An 18,691-nucleotide genomic window follows, 5' to 3' on the forward strand; every position below is an offset into this window, starting at 1 on the left:
GACACTAGGAAAGCTGGCCGGCAAAGTCAAATGCCCTGCGTCGGGGTCCATAAAAAACGGCGCTGCAATGAGCGCCGTTGATCGGGGTAAATAAAGGCCTTAACGACGATCCCAGTTGCCGGGCCGGTGGTCGCGACCTCCGCGCTGGTAATCGCCACGGTCACGACGTTCCGAGCGGTACTCGGGACGGCGGTCATGACGGTCGCGATCGCCGCCTCGCCAGTGGTTGTCCCAGCCATGCCCAGGCGGGCGGCCTGGCGCGTAATAGCGCGGTGGCGGCGGTGGTGCGCGGTAGTAAACCCTCGGTGGCGGGCTGTAATAACGTGGCTGGGGTGCGACGTAGATGCGTCGCTCCTGATAGTAAGTCGGACTGTAACCGGTGTCGTAGTAACTCCTGACCTCAGTCGGCCGGGTGTACACATCGGACTCGTAGTACGAAGAGCCTCCATAACAGCCGGTAATGAATAGAGACAGCAGCAAGACAAGCAAGGATTGTCGATACATGGCGGCCTCCTGGACCGCAGGTGGTCACAACCAGCGACGCTGGTCGGCGCCCGCCGGGATAAACCGGGGGACGATACATCAGACTGGAAAACGTCCTTCAAGTGCGATACCGCCCGTACCCGGACGTCTACAAAGAACCTCGATAAAGGCCTGCAAGCCCTGCCGCGCAAGGATTTCAGGGCAGTTACAAGCCGTACAAGAATGTGCAACAAGACATTTCAAGTACCATTCAGAACCGGCTGTCGAGGCATCCAGCCAGGCGCTATATATAGTTAACCGCATGCGCCGTCAGGGCCGCGACATAGTGGGTTTCCATCCTTTTGTGAACCTTGCCATGCACGACGCCTTGAACCCGCCACCTGCCTTTTTCGAACCGGTCTTTCCTGACAGAGCCCTGCTGTCCGGCCAGGATCAGGAGCGCACTGACCAGTTGCCGGCAGCGGATGCCTTTGCCCTGTCGCCCTTCCATCATTCAACCGCCGATCAGCGTCTTCCGGCGCCGGTCACCGCGCCACCTTCCACCCGCGAGGTCGACACACAGCCTCTCAAACACCTGCAACGCTTGCGCAGAAGCCCAGGCTTTGCGCTGCTCGCCGACTCGGTGCTGCTGTTGCAGTCGGTGCAACTGGACATCGACTATCCGCTGCCGTGGCACCTGTATGTTCGCCAGCGCCTGAGCGCATGGTTGCTGGAGGTGACCGGCACAGCGCTGGACCCCGATACCCTGAAGCTGTACCTGAACAGCCCGCATGCCTGGGTTGATGCGCTAGACAATGAACGCGACAGCTTTGCCCTGAGCCTGACCGAGCTGGCCATTGCCAGCGCCGATCGGCAGCACGTGTCAGCACTGGCCAATTGCGTCCCGATCGACGACCAGCCACTGTCCGCCCTGCCGCGGTTCACCGTCAGCGCGCTGCTCAGGCAGGTGCTCGACAACCGCTGGTTCCACGATTACGGGCAGCAGCTCCAGAGCTTCTGGCAGCGTCATACCGACACATGGCTAAACCTTGCCAGACTGTCTTTTCTCGATGGCCTGGCCCGGCAGCGCAAGCGCAACGTCCTTAGCAAGGCGGGCCTGTACCTGACCCTCGATGCGCTGGGTTATCCGCAGCTCCCGACCGACAGCCAGGCACTCAAGCCTGGCGATCCGGGCGACAAGGCAGAGGTTCGCCTGCTGTACATAGACGATGAGGTTGTGCCCGGCCTGTTTCAGATTCGCTCCAGGCTCAACTCGCATTGCTTTATCCATCTGCCGGGCACCGCCAAGTCCGCCTTCGAATACATCAGCGAGGACAGCAGCGTCATGACGGCCCGTCTGCTCGACGCCATGAACGGCTCGAAGTGGCACCGTCAGTGGCTGGGTGACCGCCAGCCCCGGCACGATCAGTCACCGCACATCGAGTCGCGGCCGTTCACAGGCGATGTCTTCAACCAACTGCTGCTCGCCGCACGCGACGTTGCCGAGCGGCCTCCAGTCCCGCATGGCGATGCGCTGCTTTACCGCCTCATTGCCCGTGGCCTGACCCTGGCCAGCGCCGTCGATCTCTGGCAGACAACGCCTGAAATTCTCGAGGCGTTGCCCAGGCCCGATGATATTGCCGCAGGACGGATGAAACGCTGGCTGCAACGCCAGGGCCTGGACCTCGACCCGCGCAAGGTGTTCATTGCCTACCGGCCAGGGCCTGCCCACACGCCCTTGGGCCATGTAAGGCACGCCAACACTTTCGTGCATGTGCCCGACGAAACGCCACTGAACCTGGTCAACGCGCTGATTGGCTATTACCAGATCGAATCGCCCAGCGGTTACATCGACCCGGACGCACAGACCGTGGTCTACCACGACCCCGGCGGCAAAGGTGAATGGGCCGAGGAGCGGGTGCTGCCGGTCCGTGCTGCGGCGCTGTGCGCGTACATCGAGAAAGTCGACTTTCTTGCGGTGATGACCCGGCATATCGATCAATTCTGGGAGGGGCAGCAAGGCAAGATCGAACGAGCCCTGCGCACCCTGCTGATCACCCAGGCGGTGATCAGCCTCAAGCACGGCACGTTGCAACGCAGTGGCTTTGACGACGTCGTCGAGGGATTGAACAGCACCACGCCGTGCTGGAGGGCGCTGGGCTTCGAGGTTCAAAGCTCCTTTATCGAAGGCCTGACCCGCCAGCCCTGCGCCAGCCTGTTGATTCTGTGCCCGGCCAATACGTCACGCCGCGTGCTGTACCAGGCCGGTCAGCACAAGGCCTTTGTAGAGTTCAAGAACACCGATGCCTTGAGTGCGTACCTCAGAACCGCCGCCGCCCACGAGCACTGGCGCACGGCGGTGCTGCACTATGTGCCCAGCCATCATCGCGAGCGGCTCGCCTACCTGTTCAAGTACTGGAGCGGGATCATACCGGCCTTGCCGCCCGCCTCCATGCTCAGGCCCTGGACAGACGCGATCTATCAGCCCGATGCGCACCGCACGCTCGATCATTCGCTGCACGAACACCCTCTGCCGCCCGGACCGCCCATGGATTTCATGCGTCAGACCCTCAAGGCCAACACGCTGGAGGATGCTCGCCAGCTTATCGTGACCTCCCGCCAGGCTTCGTTGCAGTTCTGGAGGACACGTGTGCTGCACCTGCGCTACTTGCTGGCGCCGATGTCGCTGCTGATGACACCGGCGTTGATTGCGTCACTGGCCGCTGAAATCGGCCTGGTCACTGTGGATATCGCGCAAGCCCGGCTGCCCGGCCACCGCCAGGCCGAAAAGCGCCAGGCGCTGCTGTCGATGCTCTCGCTGGGATTGCTTGGCCTGGCGCCGCAGACGCCACGGCTGCTGAGTGCGATGAGCAAACTCGGAACCGCCAGCAAGGCCGTGCTGCGGGCGCCGCAGACCGGAACGCGGCCCTTGCAGGAATTCGGTGCCTGGCGACGTCACTCGCTAAACCCGCGCCAGACGCGCCTGGAAAAGTTCTTTCATACCGACAGCCTGCTCAAACGCTGGACGATCCAGCCTCGTCCTTATTTTGGCAGCCTGCCGGTCCACGCCTGGAAGCTGGGGCGTAATTTTCTGTTATGGACCTCGGACCGGGGACAGGCCCGCATCCTGGTGGTCAGCACCCATGGCTACGCCCTGCCGTGGAGCAGAACGGTGTCCATCCCCAACGGCACACTGATTCAGACCTATGCACCTCACGGGTACATGCTGGCCGACCCGCTGCTGCACCGTGTCGTCAGCCAGCGAGTCAGTCCATTCGGCATCTCCAGTGCAGCCGGCAACATCCTCAACCCTTCTGGTGCAACCCTGCCGCCGCTGTTACCGACCGATAAACTGGTGGCCGGGACCGACCTGCCCGGTCGTCTGAAAAACTACACGCTGTCCAAATTCCAGACCACCCACAGCGAAAGCTATCAAGAGGTCGCCCGCGTCGTGCGCAACAGCCATAACAGCCCGCTGGCCGGGCAGTTGCCTTCCGCGCCCATGGATGTCTTGTCGGTGCGCAACCGTTTCGGCAGCCCGTCACCGGCCTTGGCAGACCTGTTCAACACACTGGCCGGCCAGGGCATTCATTACGACCGGATTATTCTGTTGCACTGCCGCTGCACCGCCATCAACGGGCTGTTGCGCCGTGCACCGGTCTGGACACCGCCGCTCAGTCAGGGCTTGCCGGTGACGCCATAGCTGCGCATGGCCCGATAAATGCTGTGATTACCCGATAGAGTGCCACACGGTGTTTCGTCTAATATGCCAGCCCTCAGGGTTATCCAGCCATCCGGACTTGCCATGCCTTCGCCCAACACCATCACGTCACAGCGACCGTTGTTAATGACCCTGGTGTTGCTGCTTGCAAGCGGCTTTCTGGCGACTTCGCTGTTGAGCTACTACGCGTCGCGGACCTCGATCCGCGACAGCATCATCAATACCGAGTTGCCGCTGACCTCCGACACGGTCTATTCGGAAATCCAGAAAGACCTGGTCCGCCCGGTGCTGATTTCTTCGATGATGTCGCGCGACACGTTCATGCGCGACTGGGTGGTGGGTGGCGAGCGCAACCCCGAGCAGATCACCCGCTACCTGCGCGAAGTGATGGACCATTACGGTGCCTACACGGCCTTTTTCATTTCCGACGCCACGCTGACCTATTACCAGGCCAAAGGCGTGCTGAAAAAGGTCAAGCCCGGCGAGCCGCGCGATGAGTGGTATTACCGGGTACGCGACATGACTGAGCCCTATGAGATCAGCGTCGACCCGGACATGGCCAACCAGGACAGCATGACCTTTTTCATCAACTACAAGGTCTTCGACTACGATAACCGCTTCATCGGCGCCGCCGGCGTGGGCCTTACGGTCGATGCGGTGATCAAGCTGATCGACCGCTACCAGCAGCGCTACGACCGCAGTGTGTACTTCGTCGACACCGCCGGGCGCATCGTGCTCACCGGCGCCAGTGGCGGCCCGCGTGGCGCGGCCATCGGCCAGTCGCTCAAAGACCTGCCGAACCTGCGCGACCTGCAGGACAAGCTGCCCAAGCCCCACAGCGGCACCTACGAGTACAACACCGAGGGCGAAGGTCACTTTCTCAATGTGCGCTTCATTCCCGAGCTGAACTGGTACCTGTTCGTCGACAAACAGGAAGACGGTGCCCTGAGCGAGGTGCGCCAGTCGCTGTATATCAACCTGGTGATTTGCCTGGTGGTCACCCTGATCGTGGTGTTGCTGTTGCACCGCACCCTGCGCCGTTATCAGAGCCGCCTGGAAACCCAGGCCACACTCGACAGCCTGACCGGCCTGCCCAACCGTCGCGGCTTCAACCTGCTGGCGGGCAACACGCTCAGCAGCGCCAGCCCGGTGGTGGTCATGCTGCTGGACCTGGATCACTTCAAACAGCTTAATGACACCCACGGCCACCTGGCCGGCGACACGGTGCTGGCAGGCTTCGCCGAAGACCTGAAAAGCTGCCTGCGCCAGTCGGATGTGATCTGCCGCTGGGGCGGCGAAGAATTCATCATTCTGCTCAGGGACAGCGACATGGCCGGTGCCCGCCGGGTCGCCGAGCAGATCCGTCTGCTGGCCGAGCAGCACGACTATTCGTTTTCAGGCATCACCGTGCAAGTCACTGTCAGCGCCGGTCTTACCGAGCGCCAGGCCGACGACAGCCTGCAAGACCTGATCGCCCGCGCCGACCGGGCCTTGTACCGCGCCAAACTCAGCGGCCGTAATCAGGTGTGCATCGAGCAGGCGGTTCCGGCATGACCCTGACCCCGAACACGCTCGACCCCAACCTGTGCCCGGCGTGCGGGCACAGCAACCGCTGCACCCTGGCCGACCCGCGCACCGCCACGCGCCCCTGCTGGTGTTTCAGTGTCAGCATCGAACCTGCTCGCCTGGACGCCCTGCCCGCCGAGCTTCGCGACAAGGCCTGCCTGTGCCCGCGCTGCGCCGGCATCGAAGACCTCACGTCACAGAACAGCGACTGACGCCATGCGCCTGGACCGTTTTCTCGGCAATCTGCCGCGTTTCAACCGCCAGCAAGTGCGCCTGGCGCTGATTGCCGGCCGGGTGCAGGTCGACGGACAAGTGGCTCGTGACCCGTTGCATGAAGTCCGCGAATTCAGTTGCGTGCAGCTCGACGACGAAGTGCTGCAAGCCGGCAAACCGGCGCGTTACTACATGCTGCACAAACCTGCTGGCTGCGTCAGCGCCACCCATGACGCGCAACACCCCACGGTGCTCGATCTGCTCGATGTGCCCGACAAGCACGAACTGCACATTGCCGGCCGCCTTGACTTCAACACCACAGGCTTGATGCTGCTGACCAACGACGGGCTGTGGTCAAGGCGGCTGACGCAACCGCAGACCAAGCTGCCAAAGGTGTATTACGTCGAAACCGAACAAGTGATCGACGAGCGGTATGTGCCACGTTTTGCCGAAGGTTTTTACTTCGCCTTCGAGAACATCACCACCCAGCCCGCACAGCTGACCGTGCTCGGTCCACGACAGGCGCGTTTGAGCATTGTTGAAGGCCGCTATCACCAGGTGAAGCGCATGTTTGGCCACTTCGACAATAAGGTCTTGATTCTGCACAGAGAAAGCATGGGCCCATTGATGCTTGATGCAAACCTGTCCCCGGGCCAGTACCGCGAATTGACTGCCGCAGAAATCCTCGCCGTCTGAGACCGTCAGTCGGACGCAGGCAAATCATTGTCAACAAGGTACGAACGGCACTTGCGGGTTCCCGGATCGACTGCTTGAATCCAATCGTCGGTCTGCATGTGACCGATGAGTCATACCCGCATTCTAAGAAACCTTTTGCCGTACCGGGCCACGTGGCCCACGACAAAATGCCCGCCTAATAACAACACCTGTCGGACAGATCGTTCGGATCGACATGGGCCTTTCAGGCGTATGCCTACCTGTCACGAAACTCGTGCAAATTCAGTTGCGCGCACACTTGTCTACGCCAGGAGAAGACATATGAGGCCAGAAATCGCTGTGCTTGATATACAGGGACAGTTCAGGGTTTACACCGAATTCTATCGCTCGGACGCCGCGGAAAAGACCATCGTTCTGGTCAATGGCTCAATGGCCACCACGGCATCCTTTGCACAGACTGTTCGCAACCTGCACCCCCAATTCAACGTCGTGCTGTACGACCAACCCTATGCCGGCAAATCCAAGCCGCACAACCTCAACGACACGCCGCTGAGCCGCGAGATGGAAGGCCAGATCCTGCTGGAGCTGATCGACCACTTCCAGGCCGAGCACGTGATGTCCTTTTCCTGGGGTGGCGCCCCGACGCTGGTGGCCTTGTCGCATCGGCCAAAACGCATCGAAAAGGCAGTGATCAGCTCGTTCTCGCCATTGATCAACGACCCCATGCGCGACTACCTGGTGCGCGGCGTCAAACACCTCGGCGAACACAATCGCTACGAAATGGGCCATCTGGTCAACAACACCATTGGCAAGCACCTGCCATCGCTGTTCAAACGCTTCAACTACCGGCACGTCAGCAGCCTTGACCTGCATGAGTACGACCAGATGCACCACCACGTCAGCCAGGTGCTGGAAATCGATCCGCAGAACTACCTGGCTGCGGCACAGAACATCAATGTACCGGTGCTGTTCCTCAACGGTGCCCTGGATGAATACACCAGCGCCTGCGATGCACCATTGTTCGCCAATTATGTTGAACACAGCAGTTTCAGCGTCATCCAGGATGCCGGCCACTTTCTGGACATGGAAAACAAGGCCGCTTGCCGCGACTCGAAATACGCACTGACGCAATTCCTGAAGCCCGAACCACTGGCCTCCGGTACTGCCCGTTATTCCAGCAACCCGACTTTGGGCCACCATGCACTCGCCTTCTGAACCACGACGGTACCCAACACCGCGAATCCATTCGCCGACGCTCACCCCAAGCCTCTCGGCGAATGATTCTTGCAGCATGGGGTAAATCAGCGCTTCAATTCAGTTCGGCTATCTGGTACAACGTCAGTCGCTTTTCGCGGGTGTCGTATAATGGCATTACTCCAGCTTCCCAAGCTGATAACGAGGGTTCGATTCCCTTCACCCGCTCCAGCCTTCTCCGCGTAACCCCAGGTTACCGCCCCCGATAGCCATAAAGCCTGCAGTCATTGGCTTTGGCTATTCGTGATGCCCCGCTTTATCCTGCTTCATAGTCGTTTGCGACCTCTCTCAAAAGTCCTTGTCAACCGTCCCCCTGTCGACGGCTGTGCTTTCACGTTGAGTTGGCACCCATGAAGAAATACATCCTCTACCCGCTCTTGGCATTGCTCGCAGGATGCAGTACCGGGCCCTATCTGCATCCGGAATCCACTGTGGGCACAAATGCCGTGCTCGACCGCAACTGCCCTGGCCCGAAAGCGGCCATCAGCTATGCCCCTGTCTCGGAAGAACTCGACTGGGTTCATGTACTGGTCTATGTGGCGCCACCGGGGACCTCAAGCTGGCCGGGCAACGTGCGATCGACCGATACCGAGCTGCGCCTGTTTGGCCGACTCTACACACCGCCACGCTTGCGCAACCTCAATACCCCGGATCAACGCCGAGCGGCCTACAAACAAACCGACCCGCCGCTTTGGGTCAGCGCCGCATCCCCCATGGTCAGCGTAACGCTGGCCACAGGTGAAACCTGGCAAGTCAGTATCGAGCAACTGAAAACCGGCTTTGACCCGAGGGAGCAATCCAGCAGCAGCCGCAAGGGAACGCCCTTGGGCAAGGGCGATCTGGATGACTTCACCCTCACCTTCCCGGCTATATTCGTGAATGGTGAAAAAGTACCGATGGCGCCGATTCACTTTAAAAAACGTGAAGAGCGCTATGCGCCGGTATTCAACTGCTGAGTAAAAACCGTACATCACCCAAAGAACGCAGAATGCGCCGTTATTCGATCGAAGCACGCTCACTTAAAATCGTCGGTGTCGCCGGGCACACCTATTGGGTGCTGCGCGATGAGCACGGTAAGGCGCTGGCCGAGTTGCACGGCCTGGCCACCGAGCGACACACCGGCAAGCCCATTCCGATCGGCACCGACGAAGCCCGGCATTCGCTGCGGGCCTGGCATTTTCTACACGATGCAGACTATGCCGGGTCAATCGGCGCCAGGGTCGACAACATCAGCTTCATTCGCGCCAACCAGCAATCACGCACCGTCGCCATCGGCGACAGGGATGAAATTCTGGCGCGCTGGAACACGGCGGTAAACGCCGTACCCGCGCTCAACGCACAAGATCTCAACTACCCCAATTACGGCTTCAGGCTCTTGCGTGACACCATCAACAGCAACTCCGCTTACCGCACCTTTGGCGAGTTGATGAATGTATCGGTGCAGGGTTTTCCCCGCACGATTGAGCCGGGCATCGGCAACCGCGTGCTGTCGCCAGAGCGTACGCAAGCGCTGTGTTACGGCGCCCCCGCAACCAAGCATCAAACGCCGCGCTCACGCAATCGCCTGGCAATAACCGTGCTTGTGGCACTATTGCTGGCCCTGCTGTTATTTAAAGGAATGAAGCTCGATGCGTAAACTTTTTGCACTGGCGCTGCTGTGTACCCCGCTGTTTGTGTCAGCCGATTGCACGGAGCACTTACAGGCCTGGGCCAAGACTGTGCGTGCTGACCTGAAGCTCGACAGTGAACACGCTGTGTGCAAGATCAATCCGGGCAACCCGCGTCAGACCCTGGCCGCCCTGCCCTTTGCCGAGAACGTCGACGAAAATGGCGAGGGCGACTACAGCCTTGGCGTGGTCGTTGCGGACACCGACACCGGCAAGATCATTGCCCAGCACTACCAGCCCACCGCGATCGTGTCGGACGCCATCTATTTTGAAAGCCTTGCGCTGGACACCGCGCGCTATCAACTCACGCCTGCGCTGCGAGCGTTTGGCGTACGCATCAGTCATTTGGGCGCCTCGCGAGTCAATCCTTCCAGCAGCACACTGCTGAACCTCTATGTGCTCGACGGCCAGACCGTGCGCCCGGTCATGGACAAGCTGGAAGTGAGCAACGGTAGCGGTGAATGGGACGGCTCGTGCAGCGGCAGCTTCAGCCAGACCGAGCGCACGATCTCGATAGGCGACAAGGGCAAGAACGGGTTTGCCGGCCTGCAGATCGAGCAGAAAGTCACCAGCACGCAAAACCTGCCGAAGGGTGATGACTGCGAAGATATCGAAAGCACACCCGCCGTTTCCCGATTCACGCTGGACTATGACGGCAAGCGCTACCCGGTGCCGGCTGGATTGTCCTATCCGTAACAGGTGGTCAGATGAACACATTTACGACGTGGCGCACGTGCACGGCACGCGCGCTGGTAACTGCACTGATTGCGCTGCAACTGCCCTTCGCCGTCGCCGCCAACACGCAAGCGCAGGCGATCAGTCCGGAACCTGAACCGGTGTGTCCGTCTCAGGATTTCGATCGCTTCCTGCAACGTTTCGCCAATGACGTCGAGGAGCAGAAAGCCTTCGTCATTACGCCGCTGCAAAACGGGTTCATTGATCCCGAAGCACAACCCGAACCTCGCCAGGTGTCGCAACTTCTCGACAAGGCCAAGCTGGATTTCCCGTTGATGCCTGACGACAAGCAACAACGCGCACAAGGCCTGACGCTCACCAGACAACTCACCGGACCAGACCGGGCAATGATCAAGCTCACCAAGGCCGACACCGATTACCAACGCTCATTGTTCTTCAAGCGCGAGGCCTGCTGGATGCTCTATCGCATCCAGGACGATTCGCTGTAGGCGCCTGCGCGGTGGCGGGCTTATTGTTTCGGCAAAAAGACCATCTCGATCGGTGAGCCGTTCTTGCGATACAGCCCATTGGGTAACTCGTTCGGCTTCAAGCCCGGGTACCAGGCTCTGACCTGGGTGTCTGTCACCCATTCGACCTGCACTTGGTCGAGCCGCAATCCAGGTGGTCCCGCATCAAACCCCACCAGGGGCTCTACGAGGGAATGGCATCTTGACGATACACCGGCCTCAAGAATGTAGACCTCCAGCTGTTCGCCCCAGGTGATTGACCCGGTTTCCGGGCAGTGGCGAACCTGAGCGTGATACTTCCCGCTCGGCGAAGGCACCTCGTAGACCACCTTGTCAGGACCACAGCCCGTCAGCAGTACCGACGACAAAAGCACAGCCGGAATCGTTTTTTTCATTGCTGCAGTCCCTTTTGATCGATGGCAACCCGCATCGTACTGACGCTTTACTTCAGCAAAAGTTGCCGAAGGTCGGGCCACACATGCCACCCAGCACCTCAACTGCTTCCGCCAGAAACCGGCGCGCCGCTTCATCCTCGAACCGTCCCTCGCGAATCTTGCCGCTCACACCGCCAATCACAATCTGCGGGTACACCGCCAACCGTGCCTGCACCGCCCACAGGGTTTCGTTCACCTGCTGCTGCGCACGCACGCCGCCGGTAAACGCCGGCGATGCGGTAAAGGTCAGCACCGGTTTGTCTTTCAGGACCGAGCGGCCGTGTGGACGTGACAGCCAGTCGAGGGTGTTTTTCAGCACGCCCGACATGCCGTGGTTGTACTCGGGGGCCGCGAGTACGATGCCATCGGCCGCAGCCACCGCCTCGCGCAGGGCGCGGACTGATTCTGGCAAGGCCGCGCCGTCGTGGTCTTCGTTGTACATCGGGATATCGTGCAACGGGTGAATCACCAGCTGCACATGCTCCGGCAGCAGTTCGCTGGCCAGGGTACGCAGGATGACTTCATGGCTGGATGCCTGGCGCAGGCTGCCGCACAGGCCCAGCAGGTTCAGGGTTTTCATGGGTGTTTCTCCGGATTGCGCTGGATGGCCATGGCCACGCCCTGGCCGCCGCCGATGCACAGCGTGGCCAGCCCGCGGCTCAGGTCGCGATGAATCATTTCGTGCAGCAGGCTGACCAGAATGCGGCAGCCCGAAGCGCCCAGCGGATGGCCCAAGGCGATGGCACCGCCGTTGACGTTGACCCGTGAAAGGTCCCAGCCCAGCTCGCGTTGCAGCACCAACGCCTGCACGGCGAAGGCTTCGTTAGCTTCGATCAGCTCCAGTTGCTCAAGGGCCCAGCCGGCCTTTTGCAGGCACAGGTCGGTGGCGAATACCGGGCCGATGCCCATCACCGTCGGGTCGACACCGGCGCTGGCAAAGGCGGCAATGCGGCCCATGATCGGCAGGCCCAGTTTCCGGGCCTTGTCTTCACTCATGAGCATTACCGCTGCGGCGCCGTCGTTGAGTGACGAGGCGTTGCCGGCGGTGACGCTGCCGTCCAACGCAAAGGCCGGGCGCTGGCTGGCCAGGCTCTGGGCTGTCGGCAATGTCGTCGGGACTTCGTCGCGGTCGATAACGACGCAGCCGCCACGCCGGTCGCGCACCGTCACCGGTACGATTTCGGCCTGAAAGCGGCCACGGTTGCGCGCCTGTTCGGCGCGCTGATGCGACACCAGCGCGTAGGCGTCCTGTTGCTCGCGGCTGATGCCGTATTGCTCGGCGAGGTTCTCCGCGGTGATGCCCATGTGGTAATCGTTGAAGGCATCCCACAAACCGTCATGCAGCAGGCTGTCGCGCAATTGCCCGTGGCCCATGCGCAGGCCGCTGCGGGCATTGGGCAACAGGTACGGCGCGTTGCTCATGCTTTCCTGGCCACCGGCGATCACCACGTCGGCATCGCCGCAACGAATGGCCTGGGCGGCCAGTTGCACCGCTTTCAGGCCCGAGCCGCAGACCTTGTTGAGGGTCATCGCCGGCACGGTATACGGCAGCCCGGCACGCAGGGCGCTCTGGCGGGCCGGGTTCTGTCCGGCGCCTGCGGTCAGCACCTGGCCCATGATCACTTCATCAACCTGATCGGCCGCCAGCCCGGTGCGTTCCAGCAGGCCACGGATGACCGCCGCACCCAGCTCCACTGCCGACTCGTTGCCCAGAATGCCCTGGAACCGCCCTGTCGGCGTGCGGGCCGCTGCCACTATTACCGCGTCGCTCATTGCACATCTCACGGGCAAGACAAAGCCGCACCCTTGGAATGGATGGCTTGTCGGACCTTCAAGGAAAATCAGGCGGTGGGAGGGTTAAACCGTGCCCACCATGAAAAACAAGGCCTTGGCCACTTGCGTGGAGCGGTTGCGCCAGGCGTGGCGGGTGCCTTGCTGAATCACTACGTCGCCGGGGCGAATCAGGCGTTGCTCGCCGTTGTCCAGTTCCAGCCACAGCTCGCCTTCAAGCAGCACGCCGTAATCCAGCGTCGGTGAGCGATGCATGGCCGGGTCTGCAGCCTCGAAGGTTTCCAGCAGGCCGGGCATGGCTTCGATCATCTGTCCCACCAGCCGTTGTGGATCGAGCGGCGCGGCCATGACGGTGTCGGGCGGCAGGCTGACCATCAGCAGCGAAGTGCCGCCGGGGCCGGGAATCAGTGAGCCGCTGGCCTGGGTCAGATCCTGGGTGGTCGGCCAACCCGATTGGGTGGCCCATACCTGGCTGATGCCGTAGCCGGGCAAGTCTTCAAAATCTTTGCTGCGCGGTGCCGGGGCATCGGCAACGAATACGGCGTTGCCCTGTTCATCGTGTCCGGTAACGATTCTTCTGACGTGCATGGCAGGTTCTCAAACAGTCGGTCGTTCATGACGCCGGGTGAAGTCGTGGCACTTCACCCGGCGGCCCTTAGGTGCAGATCACGGGCAAATAACGTAATTGCCAAAGCCACCGTTACGGTTCTCGATGCCGCTGATGGCTTCGTTGATCTGCTCCAGCGCAAAGGCACTGTGTTCGAAGAACGACAGGTCCAGCACACCGGACTCCACCATGTCGGCCATGTTCTGGCCCTGGGCGGTAGTGAACCACGCCGAACCGCTGAGCTGGATGTCGTTGTCCATCATCCAGTGCAAATCCAGCGGTACCGGGCCTGCCACCGCGCCTATATTGACCAGATGACCGCCACGGTGCAGGCCGCGCATGGCATCGACCAGGGTTTCGCCTTGCGCACCGGGGCCCAGTGCGTCGATCACCACATCCAGGCCTTCGCCATCGGTAACCTGCGCCACCCAGTCGGCAATCGAGCCTTGGCCGAGGGTGTGAATCTGGATACGCCCCGGCGCGGCCAGGTCCTTGACCCGCTGGAACAGCGCCTCGTTACGCGCGGTGCCGAGGATCTTGCGCGCGCCCATCGCCAGTGCCAGCGCCACGGCGCCCAGCCCGAGAGTGCCGCTGATGCCGTTGATCAGCACGGTGGTGCCCGGCCCGACATTGGCCTTGAGCAGCGCCCGGTAAGCGGTGCCGAGGTAACCCAGGCGCGCGGCAGTGTTGAAGTTCAGGTTGTCCGGCAGCTTGACCAGGCTGTATTGCGGCGCCGGCATGAATTCGCACAGCCCGCCGTACGGGTAGTCTTCGAACATGCGCGGGCTGTTGGGGGTGAAGCCGAAATAACCGTTGAAGGTGTAGGCGGTGCAGGCGGTGGTGTTGCCCGAACGGCAGGCACGGCACGAGCCGCAAAAGCGCGCCGGGTTGACGTAGACGCGGTCGCCGGGCTTGAAGTCGTAGACCTGATCACCGACCGCTTCGATCACACCGGTCGGGTCCAGGCCAAAGATGGCCGGCAGTCTGGGCAACGGCAGGTGCGGAAACCAGGTGCTCCAGTTGGTCAGGATGTTGTGCAGGTTGGGCACGATGCCGCAGGCCTTGACCCGCACCAACACTTCGGTGGGCCGAATGGCAGGCACTGCAACCTGTTCGATTTCCATCGGTTTGCCGCCTTCGTACATCCGTGCGGCACGCATCATTTTCATGGTCATGCTGGTTTTCTCCGACTCTTGTTCTTGTTTTTGCTGGCCGCTCACAGCTGTTTCGGTGCGAGCGCAGAAACCTTGATGGTGTCTTGCATGTACAGCGTTTCAGCGCAGGCCGTCCTCACCCTTGACGTCGTCTGCCGCCAGGCCGCCCAGGCGTGCCTGAATGCGTCCGCCGGTGGCCATGGCCAAGGCAAAGGCGATTTCGTTGCGTCGCGGACCGTCCCACACGGTGACCTCGGCCGTACTGAAATGGCTGCGCACATAGGCGGCGTGAATGTGTCCCAGCGGCATCATCAGGCGGCTGCCCGGCCCGCCAATGGTCTTGGCCGCCGGCACGATTGCCCTGGGCTCGCCGAGCAGCGCGCGCATGGCCCAGCCGCCGGCTTCGTGCCACACCGCACCGTGTTCCAGTTCACCGTCTTCACCGACGATGGCCGCCTTGCCGTAGGCCTGTACCTGATCGGCCCCGCCCAGCGCATCGACCAGACGTTGCGACAACTCGGTGCCCAGCCCACGCAGTTCCTGCATGAACGGTAAAAGGTCCTCGACATAGCGCCCGGCATAGGGGTTTTCGATGACGGCGGTGGCCACGGCAATCTTCAACGGCGTGGCCGCCAGCGGGCCGCCTTCGTGCAGAACCTCCTCGATATCCAGCTTGAATTTGCGGACTTTCACCAATGCCATGCTCGCTCTCCTGGTAACGCCCTGAAATATTTATTGGCGTGTTTGCATTATGCATCTTGCGATTTATTGTGCAAGAAATTATGTTTTATGCACAAAACAACAGCGAGGCACCACCATGAAACTCATTTCCTTCACGCTAAACGGCCAATCCGGCTACGGCGCCGTGGTCGGCGAACGGGTCGTCGACCTGGCTCGCCACTTCAGCGAGGTGCCCGATCTGGCCAGCCTGCTGGCCGATTCCGCAAAGCTTGATGACGCCCGTCAGGTGGTTGCCAGCGGCAACAGCGATTACGCCCTGAGCGAGTTGACCCTGGCGCCGGTGATTCCCGCGCCGGGCAAGGTCATCTGCGTGGGCATCAACTATGTGGCCCACGCCGAAGAGGCCGGGCGCAAGGTCGGCCAACACCCGGTGATCTTCCAGCGTTTCGCCGAAACCCTGACTGCCCACGACGCGCCGCTGGTGCGCCCGAAGGTGTCCCAGGAGTTCGATTTCGAGGCCGAGCTGGCCGTGGTGATCGGCAAGGGCGGCTCGCACATCAGCCCGGAAAATGCCATGGACCACGTCGCCGGCTACACCTGCTTCAACGATGCCAGCGTGCGCGACTGGCAGTTTCATACCCACCAGTACGGCATGGGCAAGACCTTCCGCAACACCGGTGCGTTGGGCCCGTGGCTGGTGACTGCCGATGAAATCGCTGACTATCGCGAGCTGAAAGTTCGCGGCATTCTCAACGGCGAACAACTGCAGGAAGGCAGCCTCTCGGAACTGGCGTTCGATATCCCGCACCTGATCGCCTATGTCTCCCAGGCGCTGGACTGGAACCCGGGCGACATTCTGGCCACCGGCACACCGAGCGGTATCGGCTTCAAGCGCAACCCGCCGATATTTCTCAAGCCGGGCGATGTGTTCGAGGTGACCATCAGCCAGATCGGCACCTTGTCCAACCCGGTCGTCGATGAAGACTGAGCCATCAATCCTCTAACAAGTACAACACCAGGAAATCAGAACATGACCACCCTGCCCCGCATCGAGTTCACCCACACCGGCACCTTTTGCAGCGACCTGGACAACATGGTCGAGTTTTACTGCAGCACGCTTGGCTTCATCGTCAGCGACAAGGGCGTAGCCTCCACCGGCCACCGCTTGTTCTTCATGACCCAGAACCCTGAAGTGCATCACCAACTGGTGCTGTTCGACGGCAAGCCCACCGACCTGCCGTTCAACCCGATCAACCAGTTGTCGTTCCTGCTCGACAGCCTCGACGACCTCAAGGCCTTCTACGCCTTCGCCAAGGAAAAGGGCCTGGGCCCGCTCGATCAGGTCGACCACGGCAATGCCTGGTCGATGTACTTCAAGGACCCGGAAGGCAACCCGATCGAGATGTACGTCGATGCGCCGTTCTACACCAACCAGCCGTGCCGCGAACCGCTGGACCTTGAGCAGAGCAGCGAGCAGATTCTGGCCACCACCGAAGCCATGTGCCGGCGCCGTCCGGGCTTCCAGACCCGCGAGCAGTGGATCGAATCGACGCGCCAGCGCATCGCCGAACAGCGCGTGCGCTGGTAACGATCATGGCCAGGCCAAATACTGTTTACTCAGGCGCCACATAACGTGTGGGAGGCAGCTCTGCTGGCGAATGCTGCCGTACAGACGCAGCAAATGTGCCGGTTTTACTGGCCTCATCGTCGGTATGCCGCCCAGAGCAGAGCTCCCTCCCACATTGACCGCGCACTCTGACCAAACAGCATTGCAACCAAGCCACCTCTGTGCGGCCCGCCGGGCCGCACATCACTCGGGGCAGAATCTGTCATGCACAACAATTTCATCGATGGCCTGTGGTGCGAAGGCCACACGCAGCGCGACAACCTCAACCCGTCGAACCTGGCCGAAAGCGTCGGCCTGTACGCCCAGGGCGATGCCCACGACACCCAGCGCGCCATCGCCGCCGCCACGGCTGCCCAGCCGCTGTGGCAGGCGGCCGGCAGCCAGCGCCGCGCCGATGCGCTGGACCTGATCGGCAGCGAGATCCTCGCCCGTCGTGAAGAACTCGGCCGTTTGCTGGCCCGTGAGGAAGGCAAGGTGTTGGCCGAAGCGATTGGCGAGGTGGTGCGCGCCGGGCAGATTTTCAAATTCTTCGCCGGTGAAGCCTTGCGCGTCAGCGGCGAGCATCTGGATTCGGTACGGCCCGGCATCGAAGTCGATGTGCTGCGCCAGCCGGTCGGCGTGGTCGGCATCATCACGCCGTGGAATTTTCCCATCGCCATTCCGGCCTGGAAGATCGCCCCGGCGCTGGCCTACGGCAACGCGGTGGTGTTCAAGCCGGCCGATCTGGTGCCGGGCAGTGGCTGGGCGCTGGCCGACATCATCAGCCGCGCCGGCCTGCCGCCGGGCACCTTCAACCTGGTGATGGGCCGTGGCAGCGTGATCGGTCAGGCGCTGGCCGAGTCACCGGCAGTGCGCGCCATCAGCTTCACCGGCTCGACCGCCACCGGGCAGCGCCTGATGCACACCGCAGGTTCGCGCTTTGCCCGGCTGCAACTGGAAATGGGCGGCAAGAACCCGCTGGTGGTGCTCGCCGATGCCAACCTGGAACACGCGGTGGAGTGCGCCGTGCAAGGCGCGTATTTCTCCACCGGCCAGCGCTGCACCGCGTCGTCGCGCTTTATCGTCGACAAGGCCATTCACGGGCGCTTTGTCGAGGCGGCCATCAAGCGCCTGAAAAGCCTGCGCGTCGGCCATGCCCTGTTGCCAGACAGCCAGATCGGCCCGGTGGCCGACAGGGCGCAGTTCAGCCAGAACCTCGACTACATCGACATCGGCGTCAACGAAGGCGCCTCACTGGCCTGGGGCGGCGAAGCGCTCAAGCGCGACACCGAGGGTTATTACATGAGCCCTGCGCTGCTGGTCGACGCGCAGTCATCGATGCGCATTGCCCAGGAAGAAATCTTCGGCCCGGTGGCCTGCACGCTGGTTGCCGACAGCTACGAACACGCGCTGCACATCGCCAACGATACGCCGTTCGGCCTGTCGGCCGGCATCTGCACCACCTCGCTCAAGCACGCCACGCACTTCAAGCGCCATGTGCAGAGCGGCATGGTGATGGTCAACACGCCGACGGCGGGCGTCGACTATCACGTGCCGTTCGGCGGCACCAAGGCCTCCAGCCACGGCCCACGGGAACAGGGCCGGCACGCCATCGATTTCTTCACCACGCTGAAAACCGCCTACACCCAGGCCTGACA

Annotated in this window: 19 protein-coding genes and 1 tRNA gene; 13 read left to right on the plus strand and 7 right to left on the minus strand. The window is 61.7% G+C overall.

The window, feature by feature from the left end; translation table 11 throughout:
- Positions 1–99 precede the first annotated feature (99 nt).
- A complete protein-coding gene (locus ACYAS9_RS00625) occupies positions 100–420 on the minus strand; it encodes a hypothetical protein (RefSeq protein WP_463566821.1) in 321 nt (106 codons plus the stop codon).
- 418 nt (positions 421–838) lie between these two features.
- Between ACYAS9_RS00625 and ACYAS9_RS00630 the strand changes: the two genes are divergently transcribed.
- The 10 genes from ACYAS9_RS00630 to ACYAS9_RS00675 all read left to right on the plus strand — a co-directional run bounded on the left by ACYAS9_RS00630 (position 839) and on the right by ACYAS9_RS00675 (position 10,742).
- Positions 839–4,165, plus strand: coding sequence for a dermonecrotic toxin domain-containing protein (locus ACYAS9_RS00630; protein ID WP_463566402.1), 3,327 nt, complete (start codon positions 839–841; stop codon positions 4,163–4,165).
- Between the two features lie 102 nt (positions 4,166–4,267).
- Entirely contained in the window at positions 4,268–5,737 is a 1,470-nt protein-coding gene (locus ACYAS9_RS00635) for a sensor domain-containing diguanylate cyclase (protein WP_463566403.1), read from the plus strand.
- Entirely contained in the window at positions 5,734–5,961 is a 228-nt protein-coding gene (locus tag ACYAS9_RS00640; RefSeq protein WP_463566404.1) for a cysteine-rich CWC family protein, read from the plus strand. The genes ACYAS9_RS00635 and ACYAS9_RS00640 overlap by 4 nt, the downstream gene beginning before the upstream one ends.
- 4 nt (positions 5,962–5,965) lie before the next feature.
- Entirely contained in the window at positions 5,966–6,658 is a 693-nt protein-coding gene (locus tag ACYAS9_RS00645; RefSeq protein ID WP_463566405.1) for a pseudouridine synthase, read from the plus strand.
- 300 nt (positions 6,659–6,958) lie between these two features.
- Positions 6,959–7,852, plus strand: coding sequence for an alpha/beta fold hydrolase (locus ACYAS9_RS00650; protein WP_463566406.1), 894 nt, complete (start codon positions 6,959–6,961; stop codon positions 7,850–7,852).
- Between the two features lie 136 nt (positions 7,853–7,988).
- A tRNA-Gly gene (locus tag ACYAS9_RS00655) sits at positions 7,989–8,062 on the plus strand.
- Between the two features lie 179 nt (positions 8,063–8,241).
- Positions 8,242–8,847 carry a hypothetical protein gene (locus tag ACYAS9_RS00660; RefSeq protein ID WP_463566407.1) on the plus strand — a complete coding sequence of 202 codons (606 nt, stop codon included), beginning with the start codon at positions 8,242–8,244 and terminating at the stop codon, positions 8,845–8,847.
- A 32-nt stretch (positions 8,848–8,879) separates the two neighbouring features.
- Positions 8,880–9,527 (plus strand): hypothetical protein, encoded by a 648-nt coding sequence (locus ACYAS9_RS00665; protein WP_463566408.1) that lies wholly within the window; start codon positions 8,880–8,882, stop codon positions 9,525–9,527.
- A complete protein-coding gene (locus ACYAS9_RS00670) occupies positions 9,520–10,254 on the plus strand; it encodes a PA3715 family protein (RefSeq protein ID WP_463566409.1) in 735 nt (244 codons plus the stop codon). The genes ACYAS9_RS00665 and ACYAS9_RS00670 overlap by 8 nt, the downstream gene beginning before the upstream one ends.
- Before the next feature lie 11 nt (positions 10,255–10,265).
- A complete protein-coding gene (locus ACYAS9_RS00675; protein ID WP_463566410.1) occupies positions 10,266–10,742 on the plus strand; it encodes a hypothetical protein in 477 nt (158 codons plus the stop codon).
- A 20-nt stretch (positions 10,743–10,762) separates the two neighbouring features.
- Here ACYAS9_RS00675 and ACYAS9_RS00680 read toward each other — a convergent pair whose 3' ends face one another.
- The 6 genes from ACYAS9_RS00680 to ACYAS9_RS00705 all read right to left on the minus strand — a co-directional run bounded on the left by ACYAS9_RS00680 (position 10,763) and on the right by ACYAS9_RS00705 (position 15,448).
- A complete protein-coding gene (locus tag ACYAS9_RS00680) occupies positions 10,763–11,155 on the minus strand; it encodes a hypothetical protein (RefSeq protein ID WP_463566411.1) in 393 nt (130 codons plus the stop codon).
- Between the two features lie 52 nt (positions 11,156–11,207).
- Complete coding sequence (locus tag ACYAS9_RS00685; RefSeq protein ID WP_463566412.1) at positions 11,208–11,774, minus strand: NADPH-dependent FMN reductase; 567 nt, start codon at positions 11,772–11,774, stop codon at positions 11,208–11,210.
- Positions 11,771–12,967 (minus strand): acetyl-CoA C-acetyltransferase, encoded by a 1,197-nt coding sequence (locus tag ACYAS9_RS00690; RefSeq protein ID WP_463566413.1) that lies wholly within the window; start codon positions 12,965–12,967, stop codon positions 11,771–11,773. The genes ACYAS9_RS00685 and ACYAS9_RS00690 overlap by 4 nt, the downstream gene beginning before the upstream one ends.
- An 84-nt stretch (positions 12,968–13,051) precedes the next feature.
- Positions 13,052–13,573, minus strand: coding sequence for a cupin domain-containing protein (locus ACYAS9_RS00695; protein ID WP_463566414.1), 522 nt, complete (start codon positions 13,571–13,573; stop codon positions 13,052–13,054).
- A gap of 78 nt (positions 13,574–13,651) precedes the next feature.
- A complete protein-coding gene (locus ACYAS9_RS00700; RefSeq protein WP_463566415.1) occupies positions 13,652–14,767 on the minus strand; it encodes an alcohol dehydrogenase catalytic domain-containing protein in 1,116 nt (371 codons plus the stop codon).
- A 99-nt stretch (positions 14,768–14,866) separates the two neighbouring features.
- Positions 14,867–15,448: an amino acid synthesis family protein gene (locus ACYAS9_RS00705; RefSeq protein ID WP_463566416.1), complete on the minus strand. Its 582-nt coding sequence runs from the start codon at positions 15,446–15,448 to the stop codon at positions 14,867–14,869.
- A 115-nt stretch (positions 15,449–15,563) separates the two neighbouring features.
- Here ACYAS9_RS00705 and ACYAS9_RS00710 point away from each other — a divergent pair, with 115 nt between their 5' ends.
- From ACYAS9_RS00710 to ACYAS9_RS00720, 3 genes are all read left to right on the plus strand, one after another.
- The gene (locus ACYAS9_RS00710) at positions 15,564–16,415 is read left to right on the plus strand and encodes a fumarylacetoacetate hydrolase family protein (RefSeq protein WP_463566417.1); all 852 of its coding nucleotides are present in this window, start codon (positions 15,564–15,566) and stop codon (positions 16,413–16,415) included.
- Between the two features lie 42 nt (positions 16,416–16,457).
- Entirely contained in the window at positions 16,458–17,015 is a 558-nt protein-coding gene (locus tag ACYAS9_RS00715) for a VOC family protein (RefSeq protein WP_463566418.1), read from the plus strand.
- A 243-nt stretch (positions 17,016–17,258) separates the two neighbouring features.
- Positions 17,259–18,689 (plus strand): aldehyde dehydrogenase family protein, encoded by a 1,431-nt coding sequence (locus tag ACYAS9_RS00720; protein WP_463566420.1) that lies wholly within the window; start codon positions 17,259–17,261, stop codon positions 18,687–18,689.
- The last annotated feature ends 2 nt before the right edge of the window (positions 18,690–18,691 follow it).

The sequence above is a fragment of the Pseudomonas sp. HP_08 genome (assembly GCF_055284095.1).

What these genes read in the sequence shown, in the direction of transcription:
- ACYAS9_RS00670 (WP_463566409.1), top strand. Translation starts at nt 9,520, where the DNA reads ATGCGTAAACTTTTTGCACTGGCGCTGCTGTGTACCCCGCTGTTTGTG.
- ACYAS9_RS00680 (WP_463566411.1), bottom strand. Translation starts at nt 11,155, where the DNA reads ATGAAAAAAACGATTCCGGCTGTGCTTTTGTCGTCGGTACTGCTGACG.
- ACYAS9_RS00660 (WP_463566407.1), top strand. Translation starts at nt 8,242, where the DNA reads ATGAAGAAATACATCCTCTACCCGCTCTTGGCATTGCTCGCAGGATGC.
- ACYAS9_RS00715 (WP_463566418.1), top strand. Translation starts at nt 16,458, where the DNA reads ATGACCACCCTGCCCCGCATCGAGTTCACCCACACCGGCACCTTTTGC.
- ACYAS9_RS00695 (WP_463566414.1), bottom strand. Translation starts at nt 13,573, where the DNA reads ATGCACGTCAGAAGAATCGTTACCGGACACGATGAACAGGGCAACGCC.
- ACYAS9_RS00675 (WP_463566410.1), top strand. Translation starts at nt 10,266, where the DNA reads ATGAACACATTTACGACGTGGCGCACGTGCACGGCACGCGCGCTGGTA.
- ACYAS9_RS00650 (WP_463566406.1), top strand. Translation starts at nt 6,959, where the DNA reads ATGAGGCCAGAAATCGCTGTGCTTGATATACAGGGACAGTTCAGGGTT.
- ACYAS9_RS00710 (WP_463566417.1), top strand. Translation starts at nt 15,564, where the DNA reads ATGAAACTCATTTCCTTCACGCTAAACGGCCAATCCGGCTACGGCGCC.
- ACYAS9_RS00690 (WP_463566413.1), bottom strand. Translation starts at nt 12,967, where the DNA reads ATGAGCGACGCGGTAATAGTGGCAGCGGCCCGCACGCCGACAGGGCGG.
- ACYAS9_RS00645 (WP_463566405.1), top strand. Translation starts at nt 5,966, where the DNA reads ATGCGCCTGGACCGTTTTCTCGGCAATCTGCCGCGTTTCAACCGCCAG.
- ACYAS9_RS00630 (WP_463566402.1), top strand. Translation starts at nt 839, where the DNA reads ATGCACGACGCCTTGAACCCGCCACCTGCCTTTTTCGAACCGGTCTTT.
- ACYAS9_RS00635 (WP_463566403.1), top strand. Translation starts at nt 4,268, where the DNA reads ATGCCTTCGCCCAACACCATCACGTCACAGCGACCGTTGTTAATGACC.
- ACYAS9_RS00720 (WP_463566420.1), top strand. Translation starts at nt 17,259, where the DNA reads ATGCACAACAATTTCATCGATGGCCTGTGGTGCGAAGGCCACACGCAG.
- ACYAS9_RS00705 (WP_463566416.1), bottom strand. Translation starts at nt 15,448, where the DNA reads ATGGCATTGGTGAAAGTCCGCAAATTCAAGCTGGATATCGAGGAGGTT.
- ACYAS9_RS00700 (WP_463566415.1), bottom strand. Translation starts at nt 14,767, where the DNA reads ATGACCATGAAAATGATGCGTGCCGCACGGATGTACGAAGGCGGCAAA.
- ACYAS9_RS00640 (WP_463566404.1), top strand. Translation starts at nt 5,734, where the DNA reads ATGACCCTGACCCCGAACACGCTCGACCCCAACCTGTGCCCGGCGTGC.
- ACYAS9_RS00685 (WP_463566412.1), bottom strand. Translation starts at nt 11,774, where the DNA reads ATGAAAACCCTGAACCTGCTGGGCCTGTGCGGCAGCCTGCGCCAGGCA.
- ACYAS9_RS00665 (WP_463566408.1), top strand. Translation starts at nt 8,880, where the DNA reads ATGCGCCGTTATTCGATCGAAGCACGCTCACTTAAAATCGTCGGTGTC.